The sequence below is a fragment of the Rhizobacter sp. P5_A1 genome, assembly GCF_056400745.1.
Window position 1 is genome coordinate 248884 of sequence record NZ_JBFUKR010000003.1, and the last position, 17526, is coordinate 266409.

At 66.0% G+C, this 17526-nt stretch carries 11 protein-coding genes; 3 read left to right on the forward strand and 8 right to left on the reverse strand.

Annotation, left to right across the window (positions count from 1 at the left end):
* Positions 1-52 precede the first annotated feature (52 nt).
* Positions 53-898, forward strand: a complete 846-nt coding sequence (locus AC1DTW_RS04735; protein ID WP_477979630.1) for a DUF6279 family lipoprotein — start codon at positions 53-55, stop codon at positions 896-898.
* Positions 899-920: 22 nt separating this feature from the next.
* Here the strand turns inward: AC1DTW_RS04735 and AC1DTW_RS04740 are convergent, their stop codons facing one another.
* Genes AC1DTW_RS04740 through AC1DTW_RS04755 form a run of 4 tightly spaced genes read right to left on the reverse strand, consistent with a single transcriptional unit; the run spans position 921 to position 3696 of the window.
* The gene (locus AC1DTW_RS04740; RefSeq protein ID WP_477979632.1) at positions 921-1538 is read right to left on the reverse strand and encodes a DUF4136 domain-containing protein; all 618 of its coding nucleotides are present in this window, start codon (positions 1536-1538) and stop codon (positions 921-923) included.
* A 5-nt stretch (positions 1539-1543) separates the two neighbouring features.
* Entirely contained in the window at positions 1544-2455 is a 912-nt protein-coding gene (gene ttcA / locus AC1DTW_RS04745; RefSeq protein WP_477979827.1) for a tRNA 2-thiocytidine(32) synthetase TtcA, read from the reverse strand.
* Between the two features lie 29 nt (positions 2456-2484).
* Positions 2485-2883 carry a dihydroneopterin aldolase gene (locus AC1DTW_RS04750; protein WP_477979634.1) on the reverse strand — a complete coding sequence of 133 codons (399 nt, stop codon included), beginning with the start codon at positions 2881-2883 and terminating at the stop codon, positions 2485-2487.
* Positions 2884-2904: 21 nt separating this feature from the next.
* Positions 2905-3696 carry an SDR family oxidoreductase gene (locus tag AC1DTW_RS04755; RefSeq protein WP_477979636.1) on the reverse strand — a complete coding sequence of 264 codons (792 nt, stop codon included), beginning with the start codon at positions 3694-3696 and terminating at the stop codon, positions 2905-2907.
* A 17-nt stretch (positions 3697-3713) separates the two neighbouring features.
* On the opposite strand from AC1DTW_RS04755, the gene AC1DTW_RS04760 reads away from it, so the two are divergent.
* Together AC1DTW_RS04760 and AC1DTW_RS04765 are read left to right on the forward strand one after the other, a co-directional pair.
* Positions 3714-4850, forward strand: coding sequence for a class I SAM-dependent methyltransferase (locus tag AC1DTW_RS04760; RefSeq protein ID WP_477979638.1), 1137 nt, complete (start codon positions 3714-3716; stop codon positions 4848-4850).
* Positions 4847-5041 (forward strand): DUF2905 domain-containing protein, encoded by a 195-nt coding sequence (locus AC1DTW_RS04765; RefSeq protein ID WP_477979640.1) that lies wholly within the window; start codon positions 4847-4849, stop codon positions 5039-5041. Before AC1DTW_RS04760 ends, AC1DTW_RS04765 begins: the two co-directional genes overlap by 4 nt.
* Positions 5042-5080: 39 nt before the next feature.
* Here the strand turns inward: AC1DTW_RS04765 and AC1DTW_RS04770 are convergent, their stop codons facing one another.
* The 4 genes from AC1DTW_RS04770 to AC1DTW_RS04785 form a co-directional block, all read right to left on the reverse strand.
* Positions 5081-12832, reverse strand: a complete 7752-nt coding sequence (locus tag AC1DTW_RS04770) for a calcium-binding protein (protein WP_477979642.1) — start codon at positions 12830-12832, stop codon at positions 5081-5083.
* A gap of 2 nt (positions 12833-12834) precedes the next feature.
* Complete coding sequence (locus AC1DTW_RS04775) at positions 12835-13698, reverse strand: hypothetical protein (protein ID WP_477979644.1); 864 nt, start codon at positions 13696-13698, stop codon at positions 12835-12837.
* 198 nt (positions 13699-13896) lie between these two features.
* Positions 13897-15318, reverse strand: coding sequence for an HlyD family type I secretion periplasmic adaptor subunit (locus AC1DTW_RS04780; protein ID WP_477979646.1), 1422 nt, complete (start codon positions 15316-15318; stop codon positions 13897-13899).
* Complete coding sequence (locus AC1DTW_RS04785; protein ID WP_477979829.1) at positions 15315-17498, reverse strand: type I secretion system permease/ATPase; 2184 nt, start codon at positions 17496-17498, stop codon at positions 15315-15317. Before AC1DTW_RS04785 ends, AC1DTW_RS04780 begins: the two co-directional genes overlap by 4 nt.
* Positions 17499-17526: the final 28 nt, after the last annotated feature.

The window sequence follows — 17526 nt, forward strand, 5'->3', positions numbered from 1 at the left end:
GTTGTCAGTCTTTCGAACGTTCGGTTTCCGGTCGCTGATTATCGGGGCCGCCGTGGCCTTGCTCGGGGCCTGCAGCGCGCTGCGCATCGGCTACGCCACCGCGCCCGACCTCGTCTATTGGTGGATCGACCGCTACGTCGACCTCGACAGCGACCAGACGCCGCGCGTGCGCAGCGCGATCGACCAATGGTTCGCGTGGCACCGGCGCACGCAGCTGCCCGACTATGCGGCGCAGCTCGCGCGGGCGAAGGTCGAGGTGCTGTCGGACACCACGCCGGCGCGCGTCTGCGAGTGGCAGGGCGAGATCGTCAAGCGCATGCACGTGGCCTTCGATCGCGTCGCGCCGGCGGCGGCCGAACTGATGCCGACGATCACGCTCGAGCAGGTCCGCTACCTCGACCAGCGCTACGCGAAGTTCAACGCCGAGTTCCGCAACGACTACCTGCAGCCCGACCCGCGCGAGCGCGCCGAGAGAGCGCTGAAGCGCGTCGTCGATCGCGCCGAGACGCTCTATGGCCGGCTCAGCGATGCGCAGCGCACGCGCATTGCCGATGCGCTGGCGCGCTCGCCGTTCGACCCCGAGCTGTGGCTGGCCGAGCGCCGGGCGCGGCAGCAGGACGCGTTGCGCATCCTGGGCAAGACCGCGAACGACGGCGCGACCCGCGAGCAGGCGTTGGCCGCGCTGCAGGGCTATGTCGAGCGGCTCGAGCATTCGCCGCGCGACAACTACCGCCGCTATGCGGCGCGCCTGACCGAGTTCAACTGCGCGTTCGCGGCGAACCTGCACAACGCGACCAGCGCCGACCAGCGCAACCTGGCGGCCCAGAAGCTCGCCGGCTGGGAAGACGACCTGCGCGCGATCGCCACCTCGGCGGAGCGCGCGCCGCGCCCCGAGTGAACGCGGGCCCAGGCTCGAGCGCTCAGCGCTTCGAAATCTGCGTCGTGACGTTGCGCGGGTTCGGGCCTACGCTCGGAAAATCCTTCAGCGCCGCCTCGAACATCGCCGGCATCAGGTAGTCGATCGAGGCCGACGGACCGGCGTTGCGTGCGCGGGCCTCGTACAGCAGCCGGCCGGTCTTGCGGTCGCGGATCAGCAGCGCGACCTCGCGCTCGAAGGTCTGCGAGTCGTAGTAGGGGCCGTAGTGCGGGCCGCCCCAGCCCCAGCCCGGCCCCCAGCCGCGGCCCCAGCGGCCATAGTGGCCGTAGTAGAAGCCACCGCGCCAGAACAGCGGATCGTTGTAGATCCACGGGTCGTTCGTGGTCACGCGCGCGCCGATCTGCATCAGGTACTCGGCGCTGTCGGCATCCGGCGCGACGCGAAAGCCTGCCCCTTCGAGCGCGCCGCGCGCCGCGGTCTCGAGCTGCAGCTGGCGCTCGGGATGGGCCTGCTGCGACGGCAGGCGCTCGAACGTGAAGCTCGCCGGCCTGCGATCGGCCGGCCACGGGCCGTAGGTCGAGACCTCGTTGCTCAGGTTGTTGAAGGCGGCACACGCGCCGAGCAGCAGCGCGAGGGCGGCGGCAGAAAGCGTTCTCAGCATGGCGGTCACTCCTCGGCGGTTCGATGCGCGGCGCGGATCGGGATACCGGCCGTCGGCGCCGGGCTCGCGCAGCCCTCGTCGTCGTCGAAGGCGCGGTCGCCCATCGCATCGGCCTTGCCGGTGGCTTGGAGTGTCGCGAACGGATACAGGTTCCGGTCCAGCAGGTGCGAGGGCACGACGTTCGCCATCGCGTTGAACATGTTGTCGATGCGGCCCGGAAAGCGCCGCTCCCAGTCGCGCAGCATCTGCTTCGTCTGCACGCGCTGCAGGTTCTCCTGGCTGCCGCACAGCGTGCACGGGATGATCGGGAAGCACCGGTGCTCGGCCCAGCGCTCGAGGTCGACCTCGTTGACATACGCAAGCGGGCGGATCACGACGTTCCTGCCGTCGTCGCTGACCAGCTTCGCCGGCATGCCCTTCAGCTTCGCGCCGAAGAACATGTTCATCAGCAAGGTCTGCAACATGTCGTCTCGGTGGTGACCGAGTGCAATCTTGGTCGCGCCGAGTTCGCCGGCGACGCGGTACAGGATGCCGCGCCGCAGCCGCGAGCACAGGCTGCACATCGTCTTGCCCTCGGGGATCACGCGCTTGACGATCGAGTAGGTGTCCTGGTCCTCGATGTGGAAGGGCACGCCGAGGCCCTTCAGGTACTCGGGCAGCACATGCGCCGGGAAGCCTGGCTGCTTCTGGTCGAGGTTCACCGCGACGATCTCGAAGTCGATCGGCGCCCGTGCGCGCAGCTTGATCAGGATGTCGAGCAGCGCGTAGCTGTCCTTGCCGCCGGAGACGCAGACCATCACCTTGTCGCCGGCCTCGATCATGTTGAAGTCGACGATCGCCTGGCCGACCTGGCGATGCAGGCGCTTGCCGAGCTTGGTCAGCTCGACCGAGGGCTTCGCCTCCTTCGCGGCCGGCATGTTGTCGAGCGTGCTTTCCAATACGGCGCTCATGTCTTCTCCTTCATTCCGAACACCTCGCAGCCGACCGACACGCAATCCGGATAGACATCCGGCTTCTCGGTCGAGACGCGCGCGGCGCGCACCTTCGGGTGCGCGAGCATCGTCGCGAGCAGGTCGTCGACCAGCGTCTCCTGCAGCTGGATGTGGCCCTTGCCGACGCGCGCCGCGATGCTGCGGCGCATGAAGTCGTAGTCGACGACCTCGTCGAGCTCGTCGGCCTTCGGCGTCGACAGCGCCAGCGGGATGTACAGGTCGACATTGATCAGCACACGCTGCTCGCGTGTCTTCTCGATCGCGTGCACGCCGATGTTGATGAACACCTCGTAGTCGCGCAGGAACAGGCGCCGGCAATCCATCAGGCTGGGGTGGCTGAGCAGGCTTTGCATGGCGGCATTCTCGGGTGGGGCTCAGCGTTGCTGCGCGAGGTACAGCACGTCGCGCGGCTGCGCGGCCAGGTGCTGGCCGCCGTCGACCAGCAGCGTCGTGCCGGTGATCGCCGGCGACTCGATCAGGAAGCGCACCGCGCGGGCGATGTCGTCGGGCGTCGACGAGCGCTGCAGCGGCGTCATCTGGTGCGCGCTGGCGAACTCGTCGGCATTCATCGGCCCCGACAGCAGTGTGACGCCCGGCGCGACGCCGCAGACTCGCACGCGCGGCGCGAGCGCCTGCGCGAGCATCACGGTCGCGCTCTGCAGCGCGGCCTTCGACAGGGTGTACGAGAAGTAGTCGGGGTTCGGGTTCCAGAGCTTCTGGTCGATGATGTTGACGACGCAGCCGCTGCCTCCGGCCCGCTCCGCGCCGCCGCCGGCCAGATGCGCGTGCAGCGCCTGCGCCAGGATCACCGCCGGCGCCGTGTTCGCGCGCCAGTGCTTCTCCATCGACGCGACGCTGAAGCTGCCCGGGTCGTCGTACTCGAAGGTCGATGCGCTGTTGACGATCGCGTCGAGCCGCTCGAAGTGCGCCGCGACGGCCGGCACCAGCGCGCGGCATTCAGGCTCGCTCGCCAGATCGGCCTGGAACGCGTGCGCGCGCGCGCCCAGCGCCTGCAGTTCGGCAACGGTGGCCTGTGCATCGGCGGCCGAGCCGCGGTAGTGCACCGCGACATCGAACCCATGCCGCGCCAGATCGAGCGCCATCGCGCGGCCGAGCCGCCGGGCGGCGCCGGTGACGAGCACGACAGGACGAGGCGTGGCGATCATCGTTTCTACAATGCGGCATGCAAGCGAATGAACAACAAGGCGCCAGTGTATCGGCGGCCCACGTCGCGCTCACGCGGCTGATCCACACCGCGATCGAGCGCAACGGCGGCTGGCTGCCGTTCGACCGCTTCATGGCGCTGGCGCTGTACGCGCCGGGCCTGGGCTACTACGCGAACCACGGCCGCAAGTTCGGCATGCTGCCGCAGTCGGGCAGCGATTTCGTCACCGCGCCCGAACTCTCGCCGCTGTTCGGCCGCGCGCTCGCGCGCCAGCTCGCGCAGGCCTTGCAGGCCAGCGCAACGCGCGAGGTCTGGGAGTTCGGCGCTGGCTCGGGCGCGCTCGCGGCGCAGCTGCTCGAGGCGCTCGGCGCTCAGCTCGAGCGCTACACGATCGTCGACCTCTCGGGCACCTTGCGCGAGCGCCAGCGCGAACGGCTCGCGGGGTTCGGCGACAAGGTGCGCTGGATCGATGCGCTGCCCGACGCGATGGCCGGCGTGATCGTCGGCAACGAGGTGCTCGATGCGATGCCGGTGCAGCTGCTGCGCTTCGACGGCACGCACTGGCTCGAGCGCGGCGTGGTCGCACCACGCGAGGCCCCCGGCGCAGGTTTCGCGTGGGACGACCGGCCGAGCGCACTTGCCCCGCCCACCGACGGCCCGTTCGCGGCCGGCTACGTCACCGAGATCCACCCGCAGGCCGAGGCCTTCATCGCGACGCTCGCCGAGCGCCTGACCCGCGGCGCCGCGTTCTTCATCGACTACGGTTTTCCCGAAGCCGAGTACTACCACCCGCAGCGCGACACCGGCACGCTGATGTGCCACCGCGCCCATCGCGCCGACACCGACCCGCTCGCCGACATCGGCGCAAAGGACATCAGCGCGCATGTCGACTTCACCGGCATCGCGCTGGCCGCGCAGAACGCCGGCCTCGACGTGCTCGGCTACACGACGCAGGCGCGCTTCCTGATGAACTGCGGGGTGCTGGAGCTGCTGCAGGGCGAAGACGTGAAGACGATCGCGAACACGCAGAAGCTGCTGACCGAGCACGAGATGGGCGAGCTGTTCAAGGTGATCGGCTTCGCGACCGGGTGCGACGCGGCGTTCAACACCGCGGCGATCGGCTTCGCGCAGGGCGACCGGACGCACACGTTGTGATCCGCTGGTTGCTGGTCATTTTCCTCGCGCTGATCCTGTTCAGTGGTCTGCGCCGCTGGCTCGAGAAGGTCGGTATGGGCAGGCTGCCCGGTGACTTCCGCTTCCGGCTGTTCGGCCGCGAGTGGTTCATTCCGTTCGCGAGCAGCGTTGTGCTGAGTCTGCTCGCGATGGGGGTCATGAAATTGCTGTAGCGCGGCGCCGCTCGCTGCCCGGCACCGCGCGACGAGCGTTCACTCCGACGCGGCGAAGATGTCGTCGTAGCGCCCGAGCTTCAGGGCCAGCATGTTCGGCCTGATCTGCCCGGTCGTCATCATGCCTTTCGACGCCGAGAACTGCGCCATTGCACTCAGCAAGCCCTGAACCTCCGAAGCGAGCACCTTGCTCCCGTCGCTCAAGCGGAACTCCTCGATCTGGCTCGCGCTGGACGTGTACCAGTTCTTGATCACCAGCTTGTCGTTCTGCCCGGCCAGGCTGAGTTCCAGGTTGCTCAGGTTCTTCACGAACTTCAGCTGCCCCTTCGTGATGCCGGCGAACAGGTCCACGTGGTCGAGCGTCCCACCCGAATCGGTGATCGTGTCGGTGCCCATCCCCAGGCCCCAGCGGTAGGTGTCGCTGGAGGTGAGCGACGTATCAGTCAGCGTGTCGGTTCCGGCGCCGCCGTCGTAGGTGTCGTCGCCGTCGTCGCCGAGCATCGTGTCGTTGCCCAGGCCGCCCTCGAGCTTGTCGTTGCCGGCTCCGCCCGAGAGGATGTTGTTGGCGCTGCTGCCGATCAAGATGTTGTCGAGCGCGTTGCCGGTGCCGTAGACCGCCTTCGTTCCAGTCAGCGTCAGGTTCTCGATGTTGGCGTCCAATGTCCACGCCACGGCCGACTGGACGGTGTCGATGCCCTCGTTGGCAAACTCGGTGACGATGTCCGTAGCCGCGTCGACGGCATAGGTGTCGTTTCCCTCGCCACCCAGCAGCGTGTCGCTGCCGGCGCTGCCGTCGAGCGTGTCGTTGCCCGCATTGCCCCTGAGCGTGTTGTTGGCGCCGTTGCCGACAATCAAGTTGTCGAGTGTGTTGCCGGTGCCATCGATCGCGACGGCGCCTGTCAGTGTCAAATTCTCGACGTTGGCGGCCAGCGCACTGCTGACGCTGCTCTGCACCGCATCGACGCCTTCGGCCAAATTCTCGATCACGATGTCGCCGATGTTGTCAACGACGTACGTGTCGTCGCCCGCACCGCCGAGCATCGTGTCGGCACCGATGTCACCGTTCAAGATGTTGGCGCCGCTGTTGCCCCTCAGTACGTTCGCAAGCGCGTTGCCGATCCCGCTGGTCGCCGCGGCGCCCGTCAGGGTCAGGTTCTCAACATTGCTGCCCAATGTCCAGGTTACCGCCGCCAGCACCGTGTCGACGCCTTCGCCGGTGTTCTCGATGATTGCATCGGTCGAGATGTCGACGACGTAGGTGTCATTGCCGGTTCCGCCGAGCAGCGTGTCGTTGCTTGACCCACCGTCCAGCCAGTCGTTGCCGGCGCCACCTGTCAGCGTGTTCTTCCCGCTATTGCCGACAAGCACGTTGTCAAGCCCGTTGCCCGTCCCGTTGAGGGTGGCCGCGCCGGTCAGCGTCAGGTTCTCGACGTTGGCGCCGAGCGTCCAGGTCACGGACGATTGCACGTCGTCGGTCCCCTCGCTGGCGCTCTCCAGAACTGTGTCTGTCGCGAGGTTGACGACATAGATATCGTTGCCAAGCCCGCCGACCATGTCTGCCGGCGCGTCGCCGCCGATCAGCCGGTCGTCGCCGGCCTCGCCGTAGAGCGCATCGCGGTAGGCGATCTTGCGGGCGGAATCGGTGCCGCCTCGCAAGGTGTCGTTGCCGTCGCCGCCGTAGAGCACGTCGGCGCCGGCACCACCGTCCAGAACGTCGTCTCCCGCGTAGCCATAGATCGTGTCCAGTGTGCCGGCGGCATTCCCCAGGCCATTGATGACGTCGGCCGACTGTGTTCCCGAGAGCACGTCGGCGCCTGCCGTGCCGCTGATCGGCAACTTGGACGCGATGTCGGCTTGCGTCCAGACCGTCCCGTCGGCGAAGCTGATTCGCTCGAAGTCGCCGCGCCCGAAGTAGCCCTCGACGACGACCTGGTCACCGCCGCTGGTGGTGATGCGCAGATCGCCTCCTTGCCGGGCCACGGACGTGCTGGCCACGCCGATTCCGATGCCAAACTGCAGCGTGTCGGTTCCGCCGTTTGTGCTCGCGAGCGCGTCGGCATCGGAGATCGTGTCGCTGCCATCGCCGACGCGAAAGTCGAAGGTGTCGTCGCCCGCCCCGCCATAGAGCCGGTCGTTGCCTGCACTGCCTCGCAGCACATCGTTGCCCCCGAGACCGCGGATCGTGTCGTCTCCGCCGAGGCCGTCGATCGCGTCGTCGGCATCGGTACCGACGATCACGTCGTTGCCGTTCGTGATGCGCGGCGTCAGCTGTTCGATGGCGGCCTTGTCCACCCGGCTGCCATCGGCAAAGACGAGCTCTTCGATCCCGTTGCGGCCTGAACCGGTCAGATCGAACTGGCCCGCGAGCCGCAGCGAAATGCCCTTCGATGCACTCGTCAGGACCAGATCGACGCCGTTGACTCGACTGAAGACGAGATCCGAAAGCGCGACCCCTTCGCCGAACAGCACCCGGTCGGTGTCGACCGAGAAGCCATCGTCATTGATGATGTCGGCGCCGTCGCCTGCTTCGATGAAGTAGGTGTCGCTGCCGTGGCCTCCATCGAGCGTGTCGCTTCCCGGGCCGCCGATCAACAGGTCATCGCCCGCCATACCCTGCAGGAAGTCGTTGCCGAAGCCGCCGTTGAGAGTGTCTGCCGCCTCGGTGCCGACGATCCAGTCGTCGCCGTTGGTGCCGAGCCGTGCGCGGGCAGCGACGACGTCCGGTGTCCACAGCGTCCCGTCGCCGAACTCGATGTTCATCGCGCCGTTCTTCAGCGTGATGGTCTCCGACCCCACGACGAGCTGGTAGTCCAGACTCGCTCCGTCACGTCGCACTTGCACGTTGTACGGACTGAAGATGTCGACGAATCGCATCGTGTTGTCGGAGACGTTGACAGCGCTCTCGTCGATGACGTCCGAGCCATCACCCAGCTTGTAGAGGTAGATGTCATGCCCGGCGCCGCCCGCGAGCACGTCGTTGCCCAGGCCGCCGGCGATCCGGTCGACAAGCGCGGTGCCATCGATCGAGTCGGCTGCATCGGTGCCCACGAGATCGAAGCCGCCAGCCTCCAATTCCTGCACCGTCAGCGTCGTGCCGTCGGCGAACTCGATCAGATTGACGCTGGTCTCGGCGCCAACGCCGCCATTGATCTGCACAGCACCCGGATCGCCGTCGATTCGCAGCTCGAGCTGACTCGCACTCCCTGGTGCAGTGCCCAGCGCATGCACCGCGCCGACGACACCGAGCCTGATCGATGACCGCTCGATTCCGGCTCCGAACACGATCTTGCTCTCGCGTCGCACGCCGTCGGCATCTCGAATGGCGCTGGTGTCGCTGATCGTGTCGACGCCGTCGCCCTGCGCGTAGAAGAAGGTGTTGTCGAAGCCCGCGGCTGTGATGATGTCGTTGCCGAGACCACCCCAGAAACTCGAGCCGCCACCTATCCCCGCGAGACGGTCCGACTGGCGTCCGCCAATCAGCTCGGTGTTCGGAATGAACGTGCTCACCTGGACAAGATTCGCATAGGTTCTCGCCCGGAACGCCTGCGACGAGTAGCTCGATCCGCCATCGAACGCGATCTGCGCGATGTTCCCCGACATGATCCCCTTCAGATAGAACGCATAGCTGCCCTGGATCACGTACGGATCCCCGCCGGGCGCGCCGGTATAGAGGTACATCTGCGTGATATCGAAGCCGCCACCGAACACGATCCGGTTCTGCCCCTGCGTGTCGCCCAGCGCTTCGACCGCGCTCCCCGTCAGCGTGCCGGTTTCACCCAGATTGGCCTCATAGACATCGTCACCTGCGCCTCCATCGAGGTAGTCGAGACCGGCGCCGCCGTTGAGTGTGTCGTTGCCGTCGCCGCCGTACAGCGTGTCATTGCCGGTACCGCCGATGAGTGTGTCCGCGCCGCCCTGGCCGCTCAGGTAGTCGTCGCCCTCGCCACCTTCGAGATGGTCGTCGCCCTGCAGGGCGAGCGGGATGCCGTTGTCGTCGCCGAACAGCTTGTCGTTACCGGCCGAACCATAGAGATCATCGGCACCGCCGCCGCCCACGAGCTGGTCGTTGCCATCTCCGCCATCGAGGTAGTCATCGCCGTTCAGCGCCGCATCGATCCTGGCATCGTCGCCGAACAGATCGTCGTTGCCGGCCTCGCCCGAGAGCTCGTCGTTTCCGGCGCCGCCGATCAATACATCCGCGCCTTCGCCGCCATGAATTTCGTCGTTGCCGCCGTTGCCGTCGAGATAGTCGTCGCCGTCCTCGCCATCGAGGAAGTCGTCACCGTGGTACTGCGCGGGCAAAGTCGACGTATCGCCAAATATCCTGTCGTTCCCCGTGCCTCCGCTGAGATCGTCGGCCCCACCTTCGCCGAAGATCAGGTCGTCTCCTTCGCCTCCGTCGATGACGTCGTTGCCGTGCTCGGCTGCCGAAATGTGGTCCAGCGATGTCGGGTCAGTGGTGGTGCCGTCGCCATCGAGTTCGTCGTTGCCCGATCCGCCCTCGATGATGTCGGCACCGGCACCGCCGGCCACGTAATCGGCGCCGCTGCCGCCATTCAGATAGTCGTCACCGCCGTCGCCGAACATCCAGTCATCGCCCGCGCCACCGAAGAGCATGTCGGCCCCTTGGTCGGGCCCAAAACCGGGGTCCGGATAGCCAGCCGTTCCGAACCCGTACAGCACGCGGTTCGTCCTCCCGTCGGCGTTGGTCGTCTGCTGATGCTGCCAATCCCAGAAGTAGAGCTGGGTCACCGGCAGCAGGTGATCGCCGAACAGCGTGTCGTTGCCGGCGCCCCCCACCAAGACATCCGCGCCATCCTCGCCGAGCAGGGCGTCGGCACTGGCGCCGCCAAACAGCATGTCATTGCCCGCGCCGGCATTCATCAAGTCGGCTTCGTCGTCGCCTTGGGCGACGAGTTGACCATTGACTGCATCGAAGCTGGAAGCGACGCTGCCCCACAGTATGTCGTCGCCCGCCTCCGTGCCGGCATAGTCGCGGCCGGCGCCGAGTTCGATCCAATCGACACCCGCCCCGCCGTAGACCAGATCTCGACCGGTTCCGGTTTCGACCACGTTGCTGCCGCCGCGCTGCGCGAAGATCACGTCGTCGCCGCCGAAACTTTCGATGTGATCGTCCCCGGCGCTGTCGAACAGCTTGTCGTAGCGATCGGGTTGGGCCTCGCCGGTCGTGATCGGGTTGCCCAGGTCGTCGAAACTGTTGGGGACGGCCTTCATGTCGCCGACGATGTGCAGGTCGGTGTGCGGCGCGATGAGCGCGGCGGCGCCCGGCAGCGTGATGCCCAGACTCTTGTCGGGGGTCCAGTTGCGGATCGTCACGCCACCCTTTCGATCGGCCGAGCTGACGCTGATGCGCAGGTCGGTTCGGCCGCCGCCCATGTCGAGCAAGGTGTAGAAGACGCTGTTGTCGGCGTTGCGCCAGACACCGTCGCCGACCTTCGTCGCGCCCGAGCCGTTGATCGCACCCAGGCCGGTGACCACCACCGATCCCAGGCCGTCGCTGTCGTCGATCGTGTCCAGGCCCCAGCTGGATACGAAGGTGTAGACATCGGTGCCGGCACCGCCGTACAGGTCGTCGTAGCCGGCGCCGCCGTTGAGGATGTCGTCGCCAGTTCCGCCCAGCAGTGCGTCGCTGCCTTCGTCGCCATACAGTGCGTCGTCGCCCGTGTTGCCTTCGAGATAGTCGTCGCCGCCGAGACCATGGAGCGTGTCGACACCAGCGCCGCCGTAGAGGCGGTCGCCGAGCTTCTTGCCGGTCAGCGCATCGTCTCCGCTCCCGCCGAACTGGACTTGGCGCTTCTCGACGATGTCGTTGGGCAGGCCGCCCACATCGAATTCGACGCCCGACGCGACGTCCTTGTAGTGCGTGCCTTGCACGCCGGGAGGGTTCAGTGCGTCGACGTTGGCGAGGTTGCGCGTCATCGACCACTGCAGCATCGCCTGGCGGTCGTTGAGGTAGGTGTCGGTGTAGTTGGTGGCGGGCTTGCCGGCGGCGATGGCCGCCTTGTCGGCGAGCCAGTCGGTTCGCACGACGGGCGCGGCGGTCGCGAACGCCGCTTCGACCGCAGAAGCATCCGCGGGATTTGTGGCCTTGATCAGGACTGGCGATAGCGTTAGCAAGGTCAAGAGCGCGCCGAGGCTAGTGCGCGCGAGAGTCGGGAGACTCGCGTCGCCAGCCGCCGACGTCACAGTCACCCTGCCGGCGATGGCCTTGAATGTCGCGTCGCCTGCAAGCTCGTCTAGGCGTGCGTACAGGAGGTTGCGAGGCCCAATCTCGGCCCAGGTGCCGCCTTGCATCAAGTGAGTCGTATCAAGCCGTGGAGCGCTTGGACTCTTGAACATTCCGTACAGGGCGTCGACTACTTGTTCCAGCACATCGCCTTCGGCTTGGCCCTGATTGTCGGCGCCGACTCCGGACATCTTGGTGGCGTTCGAAGCAGACTGCAGAATTTCGTTCAGCGTGTCCTGCGAGACGGCCGGATCGAGCGCGGCGAGTGCGTTCTGCACGCTCAGGGAATCGACCAGCAGTACCAGGCTGTGGGTGTCGCCGAAATCGTTCTGCGAATAGCCGGGTACCAACAGCTTGGTGTCCGAGTACTCATACGTTTGAGTGATTGCGTTCCAGATGACATCGCCGCGCCATAGCGGCTGGTCTTCGATAAAGACGGGTGTGGCCGTGCCGTAGTGCAACTGCGAGTTCGAGACTGCCGAGGGCATCGTGTAGCCATACACATCGTAGAAGTTGGCGAACGTGTAGGGACCTTGTTGCCGCTCGAACAGCGCTTGCTTGCCGCCGGCGATCACGCCGATCGATTCGGTGTTACGCGACGCGATCAGCACCGCGAGCTGGTAGTTGAGGTCCGTTGCTTCGACGCTGCTGGCCGATGGCGTTACGGGACTCGTTGGCGTGGCACCTCCGCTGCTTAGCCCGACCACACGAGCCATTTCGGCCTGGATTGTCTGAATGCGCGTCAATGCATCCAGGAGCATCCGTGCTTGCGCGCCCCAGGACGGCGGCGTATTGGGCTGTTCGAATCCTTGCGCTAGGGCGCGCGCGACGTCCATTTGTGACTGGGTTACGAGCGCGCCATTCTTAAGGACCTCGCGTAGGCTCCGATAGAGCGCGATCACGCTTGCGTCGGTGAACTGACTGCTTAGGTCGGCGGCGGTCGATCGCATCTGGTCGAACTGCGCGATCGCTGTGGCCAGCGACACGTTGTTTAGGGTGCGTCCCACCCCCGCGCCGTTGAAGGTGTAGGTGGCGTCGGCGTCACCGGGAAACAGCATGTTGAATGCCGTTGCCAAGTGTCCGCCCAGGCTGTAACCCGTCACCGTCAGCCGCTTGTCGGCCGTGATCTTCCCACTCGAATACAGCGAATCCACCCAGTTCTTCATGTCGGCGATCTGACCAAAAGCCCAGCCGTAAGGCTTGATCTCCATCGCATTCGTGGCTTGGTTGTCGCGGGCCGCATCGTCGATGAACTCCGTTGAACGGAAGCTCAGGACCAATTCGCCTTTCACCAGACCGCGGGCCGGATCATCCACCAGACACTCGAACAACGTTCCGCTGAATCCTGTGTTCGCATTTGGCCGATAGGCAACGGCCTTCCAGTCTTTCACGAACTGATCGGCAACGACTTCGGTGAATTTGCTGGAGTGATTGTTGCCACTGATTAGCTGATCGCGGAAGCTTTCCGAGTCCTCCAGAAACGCCTCCGTGGCCATTTGGAGGTTCGCATACTTGAGGTAGGTTGTAACGGCGTTGGTGGTCATGTCTACTCCATGTGTTTCGGCTTTAGAACTCTTGAGACGAACGTCTGGTTGTGATCGGCTATCGGTGGGCAACCCTTTGAGTTGGAGCGAGCCCAAGGCCACGGACTTCGACCTCCGTCGGCGCTGCCCTGCCCGGTATCGATCAAGAAGCCCGTTCGTTCTGCTATGACTTCCTTGGTCTCGACATCGACGACCTTGATCGAACCGCCGGCGATCCAATGCTCGCGATCACTGCGAGTCGAAATGTCGGCCCACGCGACTCCATAGCGCGGCCCTGGTCCCAATGCCGGTTTGCGCGTTAGCGGCAAGACCGCCGATTCCTTGGCATAGCGAAATCGTTGCCCCGTAGCGACGTCATCAACGTCGACGTAGGCGTACAGGCGAGAAGTGACTGGCTCGAGACCTGCATTAGGGCCGGGCATGATCGGTACCATCTTGTAGTCGAACAAGTACAGCGCGATGCAGTCGTCGCCCCCGCAGTTGCGACCGTATGGATCGTCCATGCGGAACTGCTCGGCGTAGTTCATCTCCGTGGGTCGAATATTCATCAACAAGAGACCCTCGACGTTCTCGACCGTACGGGTGACTTTCTCGCCGGCACTTTTGCATCGCTCCTGAAAGAGAGCAGTCGCTTCGGCGAGCTTGGCCTTGATCTCGTCACGTTGCTCGCGCTTCTGGTGAACCTGGATCGCCACGGGGTAGGTGAACCCCGCGAGCACTATTGCAGCCAGCGGTACTTTGACCCACCATCGCCTTGGTACCCCAAGCGCAAGTGCCGTCATAACGAGCGCTAACCCCCCGTAGAGCAATCCGAACGCACTGAGCAACGGGCCAAAGGGCGTCAGGTCCAAAGGCGATCCGGTCATGCGACGCCCCTTGAGTTGCTATCGCTTGCATGGCCTCTGTCAGCTGAGGTGACACCGGATTCCTGCTCGGTTGTTCTGCGTTTGCTTGGTCGATCGACCTCGACCGCGTCGTTGACTGGCAACCGTGGACTCGCAGCCGTGATGCTGACTCGGAACACGCTGTACGCTGGGGCCACCGCGAACTCTGGCAATCGCATCTCATCGCTCCTTCAAACTTTCCCCGACCGACTTCTGCACCGGACTCAGCAAGTACTCGATCACCCGCCGCTTCCCCGTCTTGATCTCCGCCGTGATGTTCATCCCCGGGCTCAGGCTGATCTGCTTCCCATCGACGTCGATCGCCGCTCGACCCAGCGTCAGCGTCGCCGGAAAGATCGCTCCCTTCTTCTCGTCGTTGACCGCATCGGCCACGACGCTCTTCACCGTCGCGGGCACCGTGCCGTAGCGCGTGAATGGGAATGTCTCCAGCTTGATCTGCGCCGTCTGCCCTGCGTTGACGAATCCGATGTCCTTGTTGTCGACGATCACCTCGGCGCTGACCTGCGCGTCCTTTGGGACGATCACCATCAGCACCTGCGCGGGTGTCACGACGCCGCCTTCGGTGTGGATCGCGACCTGCTGCACCGTGCCGTCGACGGGAGCGGTCAGTTGCGCCAGGCGCGCGCGCTGTTCGGTCTTGCTGCGCTCTTGCGTCAGCTGCTCGCGTTTCGAGGCGGCCTGCGCGTGGCGCTCGCTCAGGCTGCGCTGAGCCTCGGCCAGATAGGCGGCCCTCACTTGGTTGGCCTCCTGCACCGCGGCGAGGGCTTCGCCGAGTCTCGCGCGATGGGTGGCGAGGTCGCTCTCCATCTCGATGCGCTCGCGGGTGCGGTCCTGCCCGGCGTGGCTGGACATGAATCCCTGCTCGGTCAAGCTCCTGAAATCGGCCTCGCGCTGCTTCGCGATCGGCAGCGTCGCCTCGAGCTTGTTGATCAGCTCGCGCACCGTGGCCACCTCGGCCTGGCGATGGGCCGCCTCGGCACCGAGCTTCGCGAGCCTGGCGCCTATGTCGGCCCACTCGGCCTGCAACTGGACCTTGTCCCGTGATTCGCTCGGTCGGGCCGGCCCAGGCAGCACCGGCGATCGATTCAACTCGATCGCCCTGGCGAGCGCCGTCGTGCGTCGCTCTTCCGAGACCGCGGCGCTCAGCTGTTCCTGCACACTGGCGCCGTCGGCCGCGGCATTGGTCGCGTCGAGCTCGACCAGGAGCTGCCCCGCCCTGACCACGTCGCCGTCCCTGATCAGCACGCGGCGCACGACGCCGGCCTCGAGCGGCTGCAGGCTCTTCGTGTTGTCGCTGACAACGATGCGGCCCGGCGCGACCGCGACGATGTCGATCTGACCGAGGAGGGCCCAGACCAGTGCGATCACGAAGAGCGCGCAGACCGCGATCGCTGCACGCCGTGGCGCCGGGTGCGCGGGCGTCTCCTGCAGGCTTAACGCGGCAGGAAGAAACGCGACTTCATCGGCGAGGCGCTTCGGCCCGATCAGTTCGGCCCGCGCCGCCCACGCCGCGCGGAAGACGCCGCGATACCGCGCCAGCAGTTCGACCAGCAGAGGGTGCGGAGTCTTCGCCGCGCTCATGGGGCGGCTCCGCTCTGCATGCCCCAGAGGTATGCATACAGCCCCTTCGGCACCTTCAGCAAGTCCTCGTGTGGCCCGGCCTCGACGATGCGGCCCTTGTCCATCACGACGATGCGATGTGCGTTGCGCACCGAGCTCAGCCGGTGCGCAATGACGATGACGGTGCGGTCTTTGCAGATCGCGCGCATGTTGCGTTGCAGGATCGCTTCGCTCTCGTAGTCGAGCGCGCTGGTCGCCTCGTCGAGGATCAGGATTCGCGGGTCGGTGAACAGCGCCCGCGCGATCGCGACGCGCTGGCGCTGACCGCCCGAGAGGCCGGTGCCTTGCTCGCCGACGATGGTGTCGTAGCCCTCGGGCAGCTCACTGATGAACTCGTGTGCGCCGGCGAGCTGCGCCGCGCGCATCACCGCGGGGAGCGGCGCGGCCGGGTCGACGATCGCGATGTTCTCGCGCACGCTGCGGTTGAACAGCAGGTTCTCCTGCAGCACCACGCCGACTTGACGGCGCAGCTGCGCGGCGTCGATCAGCCCGATGTCGATGCCGTCGACCAGCACGCGGCCCTGCTCGGGCACGTACAGGCGCTGCACGAGCTTGGTCAGCGTGCTCTTGCCCGAGCCCGAGCGGCCGACGATGCCGATGACCTCACCGGCCTTCACATCGAGGTTGAGTTGCTGCAGCACCGGCGGCGCCTCGGGGCGGTAGCGAAAGCTCACCGCGTCGAACTGGATGCGGCCGCGCAGAGGTGGCAACTGCGCGGCATTCACGGGCGGTACCTCGGTGCGCGTGTTCAGGATGTCGCCAAGCCGCGCCATCGAGATGCCGGTCTGTTGAAAATCGGTCCAGAGCTGGGCCATGCGCATGATCGGCTGCGCCACCCGCTGCGCGAACATGTTGAACGCGACGAACTGGCCGACGCTGAGCTGCTGGTCCATCACGAGCCGTGCGCCGTACCAGAGCATGGCGGCGCTGGCGATCTTGCCGATCAGGTCGATGCTCTGGTGGCCGTAGCTGGCGAGCGTGCTGGTCCGGAAACTGGCCGAGACATAGCCGGCAAGTTGCTCGTCCCAGCGCTTCGCGAGCACCGGCTCCAGCGCGCTGGCCTTCACGGTCTGGATGCCGGTGATGGTTTCGACGAGCAGCGCCTGGTTCTCGGCGCCGCGCGCGAACTTCTCGTTCAGCCTGGCGCGCAGGATCGGCATCAGCGCCGCACTCAGGATCGCATAGAGCGGCAGGCTGGCGAGCACGATCAAGGTCAGCGGCACGCTGTACGTGAACATCACCGCGACGAAGACGATCGAGAACGCGACATCGAGCACCAGCGTGATCGCGTTGCCGGTCAGGAAGCTGCGGATGTTCTCGAGCTCGCGCACCCGCGCGACCGAGTCGCCGACCCGGCGCGCCTGGAAGTACGCCAGCGGCAGGTTCACGAGGTGGCGGAACAGGCGCGCGCCGAGTTCGACGTCGATGCGGCTGGTGGTGTGGCTGAACACGTAGCTGCGCAAGGTCGTCAGCACGCTCTCGAAGAGGGTCACGACGAGCAGGCCGATGACGAGCACATCGAGCGTGGTCAGGCCGCGGTGCACCAGCACCTTGTCCATCACGACCTGGAAGAACAGCGGGCTGACGAGCGCGAAGAGCTGCAGGAACAGCGACACGAGCAGCACCTCGCCGAGCAGGCGCCGGTACTTGACGAGGCTCGGGATGAACCAGCTGAAGTCGAATCGGGCCAGCGCGCCGGCGAGGCTGGCGCGGCTGGTGATCAAGATCAGTTCGCCACTCCAGTGCGCAGCGAAGGTGTCGAGCGGCTCGATCGTCGGTTGCGCGGTCTGTGCGTCGGTGCCCGCCGCCGGGTCGAGGAACAGCACGCGCTGCCCGTCGCATTGGGCGAGGACGACCACCTTCGGTGCGTCACCATTGACGTCGTCATGGGTCAGAAGCGCGAGTGCCGGCAGTGGTGTGAGACTGAGGCGGTCGGCCGTGCTGCGGCTTCGCCTGGTCTTGAGGCCCAACTGCTGAGCGGCGATCAGCAGGTCGTCAACAGTCGGTTCATGGCTTGGTGGCCAGCCGAGTTGGTGCGCCAGGTGGGCCGGATCGGCGGCGACATGGTGCAGCCGCGCGATCAGGCACAGTGCCGACAGCGGCGCCGATGCCGGGCTGGTTCGCAGTGGCGTCGGGGTGATGACCGGCTGCGTTTCGCTCGAGCGGATG